Genomic DNA, 14,711 nt, shown 5'->3' with positions numbered 1-14,711 from the left:
CAGCGCCGCGAACCGCGTCAGAGGCCGGGCAGCTTGTAGTCCTTGAGCTGCTCGCGCAGCCGGGTCTTGAGGATCTTTCCGGTGGCGCCCAGCGGAATCGCCTCGACGAAGACCACGTCGTCGGGGATCTGCCACTTGGCGGTCTTGCCCTCGTAGAACTTCAGCAGTTCCTCGCGCGTGACCTCGGCGCCGGGCTTCTTCACCACCGCGACGATCGGGCGCTCGTCCCACTTCGGGTGGTAGACGCCGATGCAGGCCGCCATGGCGATGGCCGGATGCGCGACCGCGATGTTCTCGATGTCGATCGAGCTGATCCATTCGCCGCCGGACTTGATCACGTCCTTGCTGCGGTCGGTGATCTGCAGGTAGCCGTCGGCATCGATGGTGGCGACGTCGCCGGTGGGGAACCAGCCGTCGATCAGCGGATCGCCGCCCTCGCCCTTGAAGTATTCCTTGACGATCCACGGGCCCTTGACCAGCAGGTCGCCGTAGGCCTTGCCGTCCCAGGGCAGTTCCTTGTTCTCGCCGTCGACGATCTTCAGGTCGACGCCGAAGATCGCGCGGCCCTGCTTGAGGCGCACCGTGAGCTGCTCCTCGGGCGACTGCTTCAGGTGCTTGTTCTTGAGCGTGCACAGCGTGCCCAGCGGGCTCATCTCGGTCATGCCCCAGGCATGCAGCACCTCGACGTCGTAGAGATCCTGGAAGGCCTTGATCATGGCCGGCGGGCAGGCGGAGCCGCCGATCACGGTGCGGTTGAGCGTGCTGAACTTCAGGCCGTTGGTCTGCATGTGGCCCAGCATCATCTGCCACACGGTGGGCACGCCGGCCGCGAAGGTCACGCCCTCGCCTTCGATCAGTTCGTAGACCGACTTGCCGTCGAGCGCCGGGCCCGGGAACACCAGCTTGCAGCCCACGAGCGCGGCCGAGTACGGAATGCCCCAGGCGTTGACGTGGAACATCGGCACCACGGGCAGCACCGAGTCGCGCGCCGAGATGCGCATCACGTCGGGCAGCGCGGCCGCGTAGGCATGCAGCATGGTCGAGCGGTGGCTGTAGAGCGCGGCCTTGGGGTTGCCTGTGGTGCCGCTCGTGTAGCACATGCTCGAGGCCGAGTTCTCGTCGAACACCGGCCATTGGTACTCGGTGGACTGGCCGCCGACCCAGTCCTCGTAGCTCACGAGGTTGGGCACGCCGCTGTCGACCGGCAGCTTGTCGGGCCCGCACAGCGCCACCCACTTGCGGATGGTCGGGCACTTGGCGTGCACGGCCTGCACCAGCGGCAGGAAGGTCAGGTCGAAGCACAGGATCTGGTCTTCGGCATGGTTCGCGATCCATGCGATCTGGTCGGGATGCAGGCGCGGATTGATGGTGTGCAGCACGCGGCCGCTGCCGCTCACGCCGTAGTAGAGCTCGAGGTGGCGGTAGCCGTTCCAGGCCAGGGTCGCGATGCGATCGCTGAACAGCAGTTGCTCGCCGTCCAGCGCATTGGCCACCTGCCGGGAACGCGATGCGATGTCGCTCCAGGTACAGCGGTGGATGTCGCCTTCGACCCGGCGCGAAACGATCTCGCCATCGCCGTTGTGGCGCTCGACGAACTCGATCAGCGACGAGATCAAAAGCGGTCGGTCTTGCATCAAACCCAGCATCTACAGGCTCCTTCTTTCAACAAAATTCAGCGGTTTCAGGACTAGCGCGATTCACGCAATTTATGTGCGTTCGCACAATGACAGAAACCCGCACTTCGCGGACACCGATCTGTCGTCCAGACGACAGCCGGCGCCCGCCGGAGCATGCAGGCGCCGTGGCGGCGTTGGCCGCCACGAGGGTGTCCGCCGCCAGTGCACCGTCTCAGGGCGCGCTGTTCTGCAGCTGCGTCTTGCTCGCGTCGAACACGATCTTGCGCGGCCAGTTGGGCCAGGTCACGCCCAGGCCCGCGTGGTTCGGATCGCCGGTGCGCGCGAACGCCGACAGGCTGCCCACCATCGCATCCGACAATGCCTCGCGGCCCGGCCGGTTCGCCTCGCCATAGGCGAAGGAGAAGATGTTGGTGCCGAAGTTGTGGAACATGAACACCGTGTCGAGCCCGTGCGTCGCGCCATAGACGGTGTTGAACGGCGCCACCTGCTGGCTCCAGTCGAAGCGGTAGTACCAGGTCCTGGTGGGCAGGTACTTGGCGACCGCGTCGATCTGCGGCGGCAAGGCGTTGAGGAAGACCACGTTGGTCGCGAAATCCGATGCGGCCTTCCAGCCGGTCAGCGGCTTACCTACCGGCAGGTAGGGTGCGTTGATCAGATCGGCTTCGGTGAGCGTGGTCGGCACATCGGGATTGAAGTTGTATTGCAGGCCGAAGCGTTCGTAGTCGGTGGGCTTGAAGCCCAGGCCCTGCCCCGTGAAGGTGCCGAAGGTGTTGGCGAACAGCGTACCTTCGTCGCGCGTGTTGCCGATCAGCATCGGCACCTTGTTGAAGCGGCCCGCGGCCACCTCGGCGGCCGAGTTCACCGGCAGGACGGTGCCGTCCTCGATTGGTGCCGGCAGTGTGCCCAGATCGCTCGCCTTCGCGAGCACCAGAGCGAGCAGCTTGTCCGCCGGCACGCTGCGCATGTAGCTTGCGATCTGCGCATCGGTCTGCGAGGCCGCCCAGGTGTTGGCCGAGGCCGTGTCGGTCGCCTTGCCGTCGGCGATGGCGAGGAGGTTGAGCAGCTTCTTCGAGTAGGTCTGCGCACTGGCACGCGAGGCGAACGCAATCCCGCCGCTCAACGGCACCGCCTTGTGCAGCAGGCCGGCCGACGCCGGCGAGACCACCAGGCCCCAGGTGTTGACCGCGCCCGCCGACTGCCCCATGACCGTGACGTTGCCCGCGTCGCCGCCGAAGGCGCCGATGTTGGCCTGGATGAACTTCAGCGCCTGCATCTGGTCGAGCAGCGCGAAGTTGCCCGAGTCGTTCTTCGCCTCGCCGGTCTTGAGCTGCGGCAGGTCGAACCAGCCGAGCGCGCCGAGGCGGTAGTTGATCGTCACGACGACGGCATTGCCGCGCCTGGCGAGCTGGGCGCCGTCATAGCCAGGATCGGCCGTGTAGCCCGAGATGTTGCTGCCGCCGTAGATGTAGACGATCACGGGCAGCTTGGCGGTGTCGCCGGCCGGGCGCCAGATGTTGAGCGTGAGGCAGTCCTCGTCGCCCACCGGCTTGCCGAAGCCCTCGCGGTTGCCGAGGCCGAACGGCGCGTCGCCGGGCGCGGGGCTGAAGTAGCGCCCGCCCTGGGCGCAGCTGTGGCCGAACCTGGCGGCGGAGCGCACGCCTTCCCAGGCCTTGGGATCGGCGGGCGGCGCCCAGCGCAGCGCGCCGACGGGCGCCTGGGCGAACGGCACGCCCTTCCAGGAGAAGGTGCCGGTGGCGGCGCTGTCGTCCACGCCCTCGATCTTGCCGGCGGTGGTCTGGCGCACCATCGGGCCGTCGGCGGCCGGCGGGGGCGCGGGCGGCGGCGGCGGTGGCGGCGCCACCGGGAAGAATCCGCTCGATCCGGAGCCGCCGCCGCCGCAGGCCACCAGCGCCATGCTGGCGGCCGCGATCGCGGCCATGGCGATGGCCGAGGCCACCTTCGTCTTCTGTCCTGCCGTACCCTGGCTTTTTGCTGCCGTTGCCATTGCTTGCATGTGTTTGTCTCCACACCGGGTTAATCGGAATTCCTGCATCGGTGTCCGACAGCCATACTCCGGCCCGCCGAACCCGAAAAAAATTCTAGGAACGGGTGCCGTTTCCACCGCTATCGCAAGCGAGCCAATCGAATGACTTCAGGAGCCTCCAACCCGCGCCACGCGCGCCGGCCCGCGCGCCGTCCGGGCTGCATGCCGCAGCCCGAGCTGCGCACGAGCTCGTCGGCCTGGCTCGAAGGGGTGCTGAGGATGTTCGAGGCCGAGGGCCTGGACGTGCCCTCGCTGTTGCGCGACGCCGGCTTCGACCCCGAATCGCTGCTGCGGCAGAACGCGCGCATCCCGGTCGACGAGGTCACCGTGCTGTGGCAGCTGGCCGTGGCGCGCGCGGGCCGGCCCACGCTGGGCCTGCACCGCGGCCTGGCCGCCACCCACAGCAAGCTCGGCACCGTCGCCCACGTGATGGCCTGCTGCGTCGATCTCGGCGAGGCGATGGACCGGCTCGCGCGCTACATGCCCGTGATCTCCGATGCCACCGCGTTCTCGGTGCAGCCCGAGGCGCGCGGCCGCTGGATGGTGATGCAGCACACGGGCGGCAGCCTGCCGATCCCGCGCCAGCGCGTCGAGTACGCCCTGCTCACCATGCTGATGCAGTGCCGCTGGCTGATCCGGCGCGAGATGGAGCCGCTGGCGATCGAGTTCGCCTACCCGCCCCCCGACGACGACCGGCCGCACCGCGAGGCCTTCGGCTGCGAGGTGCGCTTCGGCGCCCCGGCCAACCGCATGCTGCTGTCGGCCGCCAACCTGGCGATGACGCTGCCGACCAGCCACCCCGAGCTCGGCGAGATGCAGGAGCACCTGCTCGACGACCAGCTCGACCAGTTGGGCCAGACCACCACCAGCACCCTGGTCTGCGCCGAGATCGCGCGCCGCCTGCCGCACGGCGAGCCGCGCCGCCAGGACGTGGCCGCGGGCCTGGGCCTGGCCGAGCGCACGCTGCAGCGCCGGCTGCAGGAGGAGTCGGTGTCGTTCCAGGCGCTGCTCGACCGCACCCGGCGCGAACTGGCGCAGCAGTACCTGGCGCAGGAGCGCCACACGCTGACCGACGTGGCCGACCTGCTGGGCTTCGTCGACAGCAGCAACTTCTTCCGCGCCTGCAAGCGCTGGTTCGGCCTGCCGCCGGCCCAGTACCGCACGCGGCTGTGGCAGGGCGAAGGCGCCGACCTGCCCCTGCTACGCGCCGCGGCCTGACCGCCCTCGGCCTGGGGTCTCGCGCTCTGCCGGACAATCGGGCCATGACGCCCACGAGCCCGCTTGCCGAAGAAACCCGCACCGACGCCACCGCCGCCCGGCCCGAGAACGCCGACCTGGGCCTGGAATGGGTCGAAGGCTTCGCGGCGCTGGGCCCGCGCTTCTTCACCGAACTGCGCCCCACCCCGCTGAGTTCGCCCACGCCGTCCTACTGGGTCGGCCACAGCGAGCAGGTCGCGCGCGAGCTGGGCCTGCCCGCGGACTGGCGCAACGACGCGCTGCTCGAGGCGCTCAGCGGCAACATCCCGCTCGCGGGCGCGCGGCCGCTGGCCAGCGTCTACAGCGGCCACCAGTTCGGCGTCTGGGCCGGCCAGCTCGGCGACGGGCGCGCGATCCTGCTCGGCGAGACCGCGGGCGGCCTCGAGATCCAACTCAAGGGCGCGGGCCGCACCCCCTATTCGCGCATGGGCGACGGCCGCGCGGTGCTGCGCTCGAGCATCCGCGAGTTCCTCTGCAGCGAAGCCATGCACGGCCTGGGCATCCCGACCACGCGCGCGCTGTGCGTGACCGGCTCCGACGCGCGCGTGCGCCGCGAGGAGATCGAGACCGCCGCGGTGGTCACGCGGGTGGCGACCAGCTTCATCCGCTTCGGCCATTTCGAGCATTTCGCGGCCAACCAGCAACACGATGAACTGCGCGCGCTGGCCGACTACGTGATCGACCGCTACTACCCGGCCTGCCGCCACAACGAGCGCTTCGGCGGCAACCCCTACGCGGCGCTGCTCGAGGCCGTGAGCGAGCGCACCGCCACCCTGCTGGCCCACTGGCAGGCGGTGGGCTTCTGCCATGGCGTGATGAACACCGACAACATGAGCATCCTCGGGCTCACCATCGACTACGGGCCGTTCCAGTTCCTCGACGGCTTCGATCCGCGCCACATCTGCAACCACAGCGACACCGGCGGGCGCTATGCCTTCAACCAGCAGCCCAACGTGGCGTACTGGAACCTGTTCTGCCTCGGGCAGGCGCTGCTGCCGCTGATCGAGGACCAGGAGCTCGCGCTGGCCGCGCTCGAGTCGTACAAGACCGCGTTCCCGAACGCCTTCGAGAACCGCATGCGCGCCAAGCTCGGCCTCGCCGACGCGGCCGACGGCGACCGCGCGCTGATCGAGGACGCGCTCAAGCTGCTGGCGGCCGAGAAGACCGACTACACCATCTTCTGGCGCCGGCTCGCGCAGTACTGCGTCGACGGCAACATCGAGCCGGTGCGCGAGCTGTTCATCGACCGCGCCGGCTTCGACGCCTGGCTGCTATCTTTTCTGGAGCGCCACACCCATACACCGCGCGATCAGGCGGCCGAATTGATGCTGCGCAGCAATCCGAAGTACGTGCTGCGGAACCACCTGGGCCAGCAGGCCATCGAAGCGGCTGGCCGGCGCGACTTCTCGGGCGTGGCCACCTTGCTCGGCCTTTTGGAATCCCCATTTGAAGAACATCCCGGCGCCGATGCGTATGCCGGGTTCCCGCCCGACTGGGCTTCCACGATCGAAATCAGCTGCTCATCATGAACACACCCGTCCAGAAAACCGATGCCGAATGGAAAGCGCTGCTCGCCGAAAAAGGCGCCGAGCCGGCGGCCTTCGAGGTGACCCGCCACGCGGCGACCGAGCGCCCCTTCACGGGCAAGTACGAAGCGCACTGGGACGACGGCACCTACCACTGCGTCTGCTGCGGCGCCAAGCTGTTCGAGTCGGCCACCAAGTTCGACGCGGGCTGCGGCTGGCCCAGCTTCTCGCAGGAAGCCGTGCCGGGCGCGATCCGCAACATCGTCGACCGCTCGCACGGCATGGTGCGCACCGAGAATGTCTGCGCCAATTGCGGCGCGCACCTGGGCCACGTCTTTCCCGACGGACCGACCGAGACCGGCCTGCGCTACTGCATGAATTCGGCCTCGCTGGATTTCCAGAAGAAGCCCTGAACGGCGACCCCTCCCTTTCCTTCCGGCCCCGTCGCCATCCGACTGCATGAAACTGATCCTCGACTTCTTCCCGATCCTGCTGTTCTTCGGGGCCTACAAGCTCGCCGACATCTACACCGCCACCGGCGTGCTGATGGCCGCCACGGTGGTGCAGATGGCGATCATCTACGCGATGGAACGCAAGCTGCAGGCGATGCAGAAGGCCACGCTGGTGCTGATCCTGCTGTTCGGCACGCTCACGCTGGTCCTGCACGACGACCGCTTCATCAAGTGGAAGCCGACCGTGCTGTACGGCGCGATGGCGGTGGCGCTGGCCGTGGCGCTGTGGGCCTTCCGCAAGAACTTCCTGAAGATGCTGCTGGGCTCGCAGCTCGAGCTGCCCGACCGCATCTGGATGCGGCTGAACATCGCGTGGATCGGCTATTGCCTCTTCATGGCCGCCATCAACGGCTACGTCGCGGCCTACTTCACGACCGAGGCCTGGGTCAATTTCAAGCTCTGGGGCTATGCGTTCCCGATCGTGTTCCTGGTGGCGCAGGGCCTGTACATCTCGCCGCACCTCAAGAGCGGCGACGACAAGCCGGCCGCCTGAGCATGAGCAGCACCACCGCTTCGCATCCGCTGCCGACCGTGGCGGCCCTCGAGGCCGCGCTGCGTGCCGCACTGCAGCCGACGGCGCTCGAAGTCATCGACGAGAGCGCCGCGCACGCGGGCCACGCGGGGGCCAATGCCGAGGGATTCGGCACCCATTTCCGCGTGCGCATCGCCTCCCCGCTGTTCGAGGGAAAGCCACGCGTGGCGCGTCATCGGCTTGTGTATGATGCCCTCCAACTTTTCATCGCACAGGGTCTGCACGCCATCGCCATCGAGGTGCTCTGAGTCGTCCATCCACCGCCAGCCGCCGGCTGACGGGCCCCGGTTCTCCGCGGCGGCGCTCCCTCCCCCTGTGTCCTTGCTCCGGTTTCCTCCACGCGCACTTTCATCCAAGCGCATTTCTCAGCCCGACATTCAATCCATGAAAAAACAAATCTTGCAGGCCGTCGCGGCCGCAGCGCTGCTCGGTGCCGTTCCCATGGCCGCCCTGGCGCAGAACGCAGCCATCGTCAACGGCAAGGCGGTGCCCAAGGCACGCATGGACGCGCTGGCCCAGCAACTGGCCGCGGCCGGCCGTCCGGTCACGCCCGAGATGCAAGGTCAGCTGCGCGAGGAAGTCGTGGCACGCGAAGTGTTCATGCAGGAAGCGCAGAAGCAGGGCCTCGACGCCACCGAGGACTACAAGAACCAGCTCGAACTCGCACGCCAGGCGATCCTGATCCGCGCCCTGTTCGAGAACTACCGCAAGACCAATCCGGTCTCGGACGCCGACGTGAAGGCCGAGTACGACAAGTTCGTGGCGGCCAACGGCGGCAAGGAATACAAGGCACGCCACATCCTGGTGGAGACCGAGGACCAGGCGAAGAAGATCATGGCCGACCTCAAGAAGGGCGCCAAGTTCGAGGACATCGCCAAGAAGCAGAGCAAGGACCCGGGATCGGGCGCCAACGGCGGCGACCTCGACTGGGCCAACCCCGCCAACTTCGTGCCCGAGTTCTCGGAAGCGATGATCAAGCTCAAGAAGGGCGAGACCACGCCGGCGCCGATCAAGACCCAGTTCGGCTGGCACATCATCCGCGTCGACGACATCCGCCAGGCCCAGCTGCCGAAGATGGACGACATCAAGCCGCAGATCACGCAGCAGCTGCAGCAGCAGCGCCTGCAGAAGTACCAGGAAGACCTGCGCGCCAAGGCCAAGATCGAGTGATCGCGGCGCCCCGGGCGCAAATTCCTCAGCAAAGACGGCCTTCGGGCCGTTTTTCTTTGGGCTTGTTTCTTGCAAGAATCCGCGGCGCGCCATCGGCGCGGAGGGTGTCGACCATGGGCTTCTACCACTCGACCGAGGCGCTCGCGCCACGGCACAAGACCGAGTTCTGGCGCGAATCGGTATGCCGGCGCCTGATACCGGCGCGCGGCGAATTCGCGCGCGATTTCGACGGCTGCCTCTCGGGCCAGCAACTGGGCAGCCTCACGGTGTGCCGCATGCAGTCGAAGCCGCACACCTTCATCCGCACCGACCAGCTCGCGCGCGTTGCGCCCGACGACGACATCGTGGCCGCCTTTTTCCAGCGCGGCCAGGCCAACATGGCGCAGCAGGGCCGCACGCTGCATGCCTCGGCCGGCGACATCGTGCTGTACGACGCGGCCCGGCCCTTCGTGCACGAGCTCGTGCCCGAGTCGCTGCTGCTGGTGCGCTTTCCGCGCCAGCAGCTGCTGTCGCGCTTCCCGAAGGCCGAGCACATGATGGCGCTCAAGATCGCCGACGGCAGTTCGCTGGCCGGGCTGCTGCACGGCATGGCCGAGGAGGCGCTGCGCTTCGAGGCGCGCGATGCCGCCCTGCCCGCGCAGGCGCGCTTCGCCGCGGCCTTCCTCGACACGCTGAGCGCCGCGATGGAACTGCAGGACGTGGCCGAGGGCGCCGCCGCGGCCACGCGCCACGGCTCGATCTACGAGAAGGCCGTGCGCTACATCGACGCCCACCTCGACGACACCGGCCTGTCGATGGCCGGCGTGGCCGAGGCCGCGCATGTCTCGCCGCGCACGCTCACGCGCGTGTTCGCGGCCCATGGCACGACCGTGATGCATCACCTGTGGAAGCGCCGGCTCGAGCAGAGCTTCCACATCCTGTCCGAAGGCCGCGTGCAGCAGGTCACGCAGGCCGCCTACCAGTGCGGCTTCAGCGACCTCTCGCATTTCTCGCGCGCCTTCAAGAGCGCCTACGGCACCACGCCCGGCAGCCTGCTGCACGGGGCGGCGAGCTGAAGCGCGCGCTTCAGCGCAGGTATTCGCCCGCCGCCTCGGGCTGGAACTGCAGCGCCGCGACGCGCGCCGCGCCGTGCACGCCGGCCGGCGTGGTCCATTCCACCACCTGTCCCACGCGCGCGCCCAGCAGGCTCGCGCCCACCGGCGACATCACCGAGACCTCGCCCTCCGAAGGCTTGGCATCGCGCGGATAGCACAGCGTGATCGCATAGCGCTCGCCGTTCGCGGGGTCCTCGAGCTCGACGCGCGAGTTCATCGTGACGAGGTCGGGCGACGCATCCTGCGGCGCCACGACCTCGCTGCAGTCGAGCATCTCCTCGAGGGCCTGCGCGATCGGATCGGCCGCGCCGCGCGTCTGCAGCGCATGCGCGGCGAGCTTGTGCAGGCGTGCGTGGTCTAGCTGGGTGAGGGTTCGTTCGAGTCGCGTGAACGAGGCGGTGGCTTGCATGGGTGGCTCCTGATGAAGTGAAGGCGTGCCCGCGGGCTCCATCGAGGGAGCGCAATGAGGCGGACGCGCCGGCGCGCGGGCTTGGAGGAGGCCCGGCGATCGGGAGGTGCGCGAGAAGAAAGGAAGGAGGAAGGATCGCCGGGCTCAGGAATGCCAGGGCGATCGGCGCTTGAGCGCCGTCATCCGCGCCGCGCGGCGCCGGCCACGCGCGAGCGCGCCCGGCAGGGCCGGTGCGGTCAGCGTGGAAGCGGAAGTGCGCGACATGCGGCCGAGTCTACCGGCCCCGTGGCGCAGGCCGCGGCGAAAGTCCCCACCGGCCTTGCCGGATTGGAACCCTCGCCGCCGGCGATCAGCCCACCCAGCGGCGGGCGTTGCGCCAGATGCGCATCCAGGGGCTGCGCTCGCTCGCGTCGCCGCCGTTCCAGCTCATCTGGATGTTGCGGAACACGCGCTCGGGGTGCGGCATCACCGCGGTAAAGCGGCCGTCGGCCGTGGTCACCGAGGTCAGGCCGCCCGCGCTGCCGTTCGGGTTGAACGGGTACTGCTCGGTGGGCTGGCCCTGGTTGTCGACGAAGCGCATGGCCGCGATCGCCTTCGAGGCATCGCCACGGTGCTTGAAGTTGGCGTAGCCCTCGCCATGCGCGACCGCGATCGGCAGCCGCGCGCCGGCCATGCCCGCGAAGAACAGGCTCGGCGAATCGAGCACCTCGACCATCGACAGGCGGGCCTCGAAGCGCTCGCTCTGGTTGGTGGTGAAGCGCGGCCAGGCCTCGGCGCCCGGGATGATGTCGGCCAGCTCGGCGAACATCTGGCAGCCGTTGCACACGCCGAGGCCGAAGGTGTCGGCGCGGCCGAAGAAGCGCTTGAACTCGTCGGCCAGGCGCGGGTTGAAGGTGATGCTGCGGGCCCAGCCGATGCCGGCGCCCAGCGTGTCGCCGTAGCTGAAGCCGCCGCAGGCCACCACGCCCTTGAAGTCGGCGAGCCGCGCACGGCCCGACTGCAGGTCGGTCATGTGGACGTCGAAGGCCTCGAAGCCGGCCTCGCTGAAGGCATAGGCCATCTCGACGTGCGAGTTCACGCCCTGCTCGCGCAGGATCGCGACCTTGGGCCGCGAAGCCAGCACCGCGGGAGCGGCAGGCTCTGCACCGGCAGGCAGGTGCCAGTGCAGGCCCGGATCGGCGGGCTCGCCGGCGGCCGCATGCTCGGCATCGGCGCAGGCCGGGTTGTCGCGCTCGCGGGCGATCTTCCAGCTCACCGAGTCCCAGACCTGGTGCAGGTCGTGCAGGCTGGCGCTGAACACCGACTTGGCATCGCGCCACACCTCGAGCTTGCCCTTGCCGGCCTCGATGGCCGAGCTCGCGGGCCGGGTCTTGCCGATGAAATGACTGTGGGTGCTCAGGCCGTGGGCGCGCAGCACCTGCATGACCTCGTTGCGCTCGGCGGTGCGCACCTGCAGCAGCATGCCGAGCTCCTCGTTGAACAGCGCCTTGAGCGTGAGCTCCTCGCGCCGCGCGCTGACCTGCTGCGCCCAGTTCTTGGCGTCGCCGGTCTCCATGCGGCTGTCGGAGATGCCGTCGCCCTCGGTGACCAGCATGTCGACGTTGAGCGCCACGCCCACGTGGCCCGCGAAGGCCATCTCGCAGGCCGCGGCGAACAGGCCGCCGTCGCTGCGGTCATGCATGGCGAGGATCTTGCCGTCGGCGCGCAGCGCGTTGACGGCATTGACCAGCGCCACCAGCTGCGCCGGATCGTCGAGGTCGGGCACGGTGTCGCCGCTCTGGCCCAGCGTCTGCGCCAGGATGCTGCCGGCCATGCGGTGCTGGCCGCGGCCGAGGTCGACCAGCACCAGCGTGCTGTCGTCCTCGTTGGCGTCGAGCTGCGGCGTGAGCGTGCCGCGCACGTCGTCGAGCGAGGCGAAGGCGCTCACGATCAGGCTGACGGGCGAGGTCACCTTCTTGGTCTCGCCGCCCTCCTTCCACTGCGTGCGCATCGACAGCGAATCCTTGCCGACCGGAATCGAGACGCCCAGCGCCGGGCACAGCTCGAGGCCGACGGCCTTGACCGTGGCGTAGAGCGCGGCGTCCTCGCCGGGCTCGCCGCAGGCAGCCATCCAGTTGGCCGACAGCTTGACGCGCGACAGCTCGATCGGCGCCGACAACAGGTTGGTGATGGCCTCGGCCACCGCCATGCGGCCCGAGGCCGGCGCGTCGTAGGCGGCCAGCGGCGTGCGCTCGCCCATGCTCATCGCCTCGCCCGCGAAGCCCTGGAAGTCGGCCAGGGTCACGGCGCAGTCGGCCACCGGCACCTGCCACGGGCCGACCATCTGGTCGCGATGGCTCAGGCCGCCCACGGTGCGGTCGCCGATGGTGATCAGGAAGCGCTTGGAGGCGACGGTCGGGTGCGACAGCACGTCGATCGCGGCCTTCTGCAGGTCGACGCCCGTGAGGTCCAGCGGCTGGAAGCTGCGCGCCACCGACTGCACGTCGCGGTGCATCTTGGGCGGCTTGCCGAGCAGCACGTCCATCGGCATGTCGACCGGCTGCAGCGCGGCGCCCTCGTCGGCCACCAGCAGCTGGCGCTCCTCGGTCGCCACGCCGACCACCGCGAAGGGGCAGCGCTCGCGTTCGCAGAAGGCCTTGAACCGTTCGAGCGACTCGGGCGCGATCGCCAGCACGTAGCGCTCCTGGCTCTCGTTGCACCAGATCTCCTTCGGCGCCATGCCCGATTCCTCGAGCGGCACCGCGCGCAGGTCGAAGCGCGCGCCGCGGCCGGCGTCGTTGGTCAGCTCGGGGAAGGCATTGCTCAGGCCGCCCGCGCCCACGTCATGGATCGCGAGGATCGGGTTGGCCGCGCCCTGCTGCCAGCAGTGGTTGATGACCTCCTGCGCGCGGCGCTCGATCTCGGGGTTGCCGCGCTGCACCGAGTCGAAGTCGAGCTCGGCCGCGTTGGCGCCGGTGGCCATCGAGCTGGCGGCGCTGCCGCCCATGCCGATGCGCATGCCGGGGCCGCCGAGCTGGATCAGCAGCGAGCCGGCCGGAAAGCGGATCTTCTTGGTCTGGGTGGCATCGATGCTGCCGAGGCCGCCCGCGATCATGATCGGCTTGTGGTAGCCGCGCTGCACCGTGTCGCGGTCGCTCGCCAGGGCCTGCTCGTACTCGCGGAAGTAGCCCAGCAGGTTGGGCCGGCCGAACTCGTTGTTGAAGGCGGCGCCGCCCAGCGGGCCCTCGGTCATGATCTGCAGCGGGCTCGCGATGTGCTCGGGCTTGCCGTAGTGGCCGTCCTCGGGCCAGAGCTTCGAGACCGTGAAGCCGGTCAGGCCGGCCTTGGGCTTGGAACCGCGGCCGGTGGCGCCCTCGTCGCGGATCTCGCCGCCGGCGCCGGTCGAGGCGCCCGGGAACGGCGAGATCGCCGTCGGGTGGTTGTGCGTCTCCACCTTCATCAGCACGTGGGTCAGCGCCGTGTCCTTCGTATACGCCGGTGCGCTCGCGGCATCGGCGCCGCGCGGAATGAAGCGCTCGATCTCGCCGCCTTCCATCACCGAGGCGTTGTCGGCATAGGCGATCACCGTGTGCTGCGGGTTCTGGCGCTCGGTGTGGCGGATCATCGAGAACAGGCTCTGCGGCTGCGCCGCGCCGTCGATGGTGAAGTCGGCGTTGAAGATCTTGTGGCGGCAGTGCTCGCTGTTGGCCTGCGCGAACATCATCAGCTCGACGTCGCTGGGGTTGCGGCCCAACTTCGTGAAGGCATCGACCAGGTAGTCGATCTCGTCCTCGGCCAGCGCCAGCCCGAAGCCGGTGTTGGCCGCCTCCAGCGCCGCGCGGCCCTGGGCCAGCACGTCGACCGTGGCCATGGGCTGGGCCGGCAGCTCGCTGAACAGGCTGGCGGCCTGGTCGACGGTGGCGAGCACCGATTCGGTCATGCGGTCGTGCAGCGGGCCGGCCGCGGCGGCCAGCGCCTCGCCCTCGAGCACCGGCGCCTTGCCCAGCAGCGGCGACTTGAGCTTCAGGTGATATTGGGTGACGCGCTCGACCCGGCGCAGCGCCAGGCCGCAGTTGTGGGCGATGTCGGTGGCCTTGGAGGCCCAGGGCGACACCGTGCCCAGGCGCGGCGTGACGACCACCGCCGCCGCGGCCTTGGCGGCGGGCGCCTCGAAGGGCTCGCCGTAGGTCAGCAGGGCCGCGAAGCGCTCGCGGCCTTCCGCGTCGAGCGCGCCATCGGTCACCACCAGGTGCACGAAGCGCGCGGCGATGCCCTCGATGCGCGGATCGACGGCCTGCAGCTTCGGCAGCAGCTGCCGGGCGCGGAATTCGCTGAGTGCGCTGCCGCCCTCGAAGATGGTTACGACGGGAAGGGCAGTGGAAACGGAAGCGGGCTGCGTCACGATGGGTGGGGCCTTGGGGCCGCGTTGGGCTTTGGAGAGGTCTGGAAATCCGTGGGCGGGCGGCCGCTGACGGGGCCGTCCGCGCAGGACGCGGATTTTAGGTCATGCCGAAGCCCTCGCCCGCCCCGCCGGCCAGAGCCCGTGCCAGC

Annotated in this window: 11 protein-coding genes; 7 read left to right on the top strand and 4 right to left on the bottom strand. The window is 69.2% G+C overall.

Translation table 11 applies throughout. The annotated features are described in order from the left end of the window. Positions 1-17: 17 nt before the first annotated feature. Positions 18-1,646, bottom strand: coding sequence for a 3-(methylthio)propionyl-CoA ligase (locus tag ACHMXE_RS26845; RefSeq protein WP_209541505.1), 1,629 nt, complete (start codon positions 1,644-1,646; stop codon positions 18-20). A gap of 202 nt (positions 1,647-1,848) precedes the next feature. Further along, positions 1,849-3,594 carry a carboxylesterase/lipase family protein gene (locus tag ACHMXE_RS26840; protein ID WP_395352381.1) on the bottom strand — a complete coding sequence of 582 codons (1,746 nt, stop codon included), beginning with the start codon at positions 3,592-3,594 and terminating at the stop codon, positions 1,849-1,851. A gap of 189 nt (positions 3,595-3,783) precedes the next feature. Between ACHMXE_RS26840 and ACHMXE_RS26835 the strand changes: the two genes are divergently transcribed. The 7 genes from ACHMXE_RS26835 (at position 3,784) to ACHMXE_RS26805 (ending at position 9,733) form a co-directional block, all read left to right on the top strand. After that, complete coding sequence (locus ACHMXE_RS26835) at positions 3,784-4,899, top strand: AraC family transcriptional regulator (protein WP_395352379.1); 1,116 nt, start codon at positions 3,784-3,786, stop codon at positions 4,897-4,899. A gap of 44 nt (positions 4,900-4,943) precedes the next feature. Continuing rightward, positions 4,944-6,467, top strand: a complete 1,524-nt coding sequence (locus ACHMXE_RS26830) for a YdiU family protein (RefSeq protein ID WP_395352377.1) — start codon at positions 4,944-4,946, stop codon at positions 6,465-6,467. After that, complete coding sequence (msrB, locus tag ACHMXE_RS26825) at positions 6,464-6,877, top strand: peptide-methionine (R)-S-oxide reductase MsrB (RefSeq protein WP_203201086.1); 414 nt, start codon at positions 6,464-6,466, stop codon at positions 6,875-6,877. Before ACHMXE_RS26830 ends, msrB begins: the two co-directional genes overlap by 4 nt. A 46-nt stretch (positions 6,878-6,923) precedes the next feature. Then, entirely contained in the window at positions 6,924-7,469 is a 546-nt protein-coding gene (locus tag ACHMXE_RS26820) for a septation protein A (RefSeq protein WP_057597048.1), read from the top strand. Positions 7,470-7,471: 2 nt separating this feature from the next. Then, on the top strand, positions 7,472-7,756 hold the full coding sequence (locus ACHMXE_RS26815; protein ID WP_093342105.1) for a BolA family protein: 285 nt from the start codon (positions 7,472-7,474) through the stop codon (positions 7,754-7,756). 136 nt (positions 7,757-7,892) lie between these two features. Then, a complete protein-coding gene (locus ACHMXE_RS26810; RefSeq protein WP_203201087.1) occupies positions 7,893-8,678 on the top strand; it encodes a peptidylprolyl isomerase in 786 nt (261 codons plus the stop codon). A 113-nt stretch (positions 8,679-8,791) separates the two neighbouring features. After that, positions 8,792-9,733, top strand: coding sequence for a helix-turn-helix domain-containing protein (locus tag ACHMXE_RS26805; RefSeq protein WP_203201088.1), 942 nt, complete (start codon positions 8,792-8,794; stop codon positions 9,731-9,733). Positions 9,734-9,743: 10 nt separating this feature from the next. On the opposite strand, the gene rnk is transcribed toward ACHMXE_RS26805, so the two are convergent. Together rnk and purL are read right to left on the bottom strand one after the other, a co-directional pair. Further along, positions 9,744-10,181, bottom strand: a complete 438-nt coding sequence (gene rnk, locus ACHMXE_RS26800) for a nucleoside diphosphate kinase regulator (RefSeq protein ID WP_395352373.1) — start codon at positions 10,179-10,181, stop codon at positions 9,744-9,746. A 349-nt stretch (positions 10,182-10,530) separates the two neighbouring features. After that, positions 10,531-14,562 carry a phosphoribosylformylglycinamidine synthase gene (purL, locus tag ACHMXE_RS26795; protein ID WP_395352371.1) on the bottom strand — a complete coding sequence of 1,344 codons (4,032 nt, stop codon included), beginning with the start codon at positions 14,560-14,562 and terminating at the stop codon, positions 10,531-10,533. Positions 14,563-14,711: the final 149 nt, after the last annotated feature.

This window comes from Variovorax sp. UC122_21, assembly GCF_044056785.1.
In the GTDB taxonomy this organism is placed as follows: domain Bacteria; phylum Pseudomonadota; class Gammaproteobacteria; order Burkholderiales; family Burkholderiaceae_C; genus Variovorax.
The sequence above is the reverse complement of the archived record's forward strand: the minus strand, read 5'-3'. Positions and strand labels throughout refer to the sequence as shown.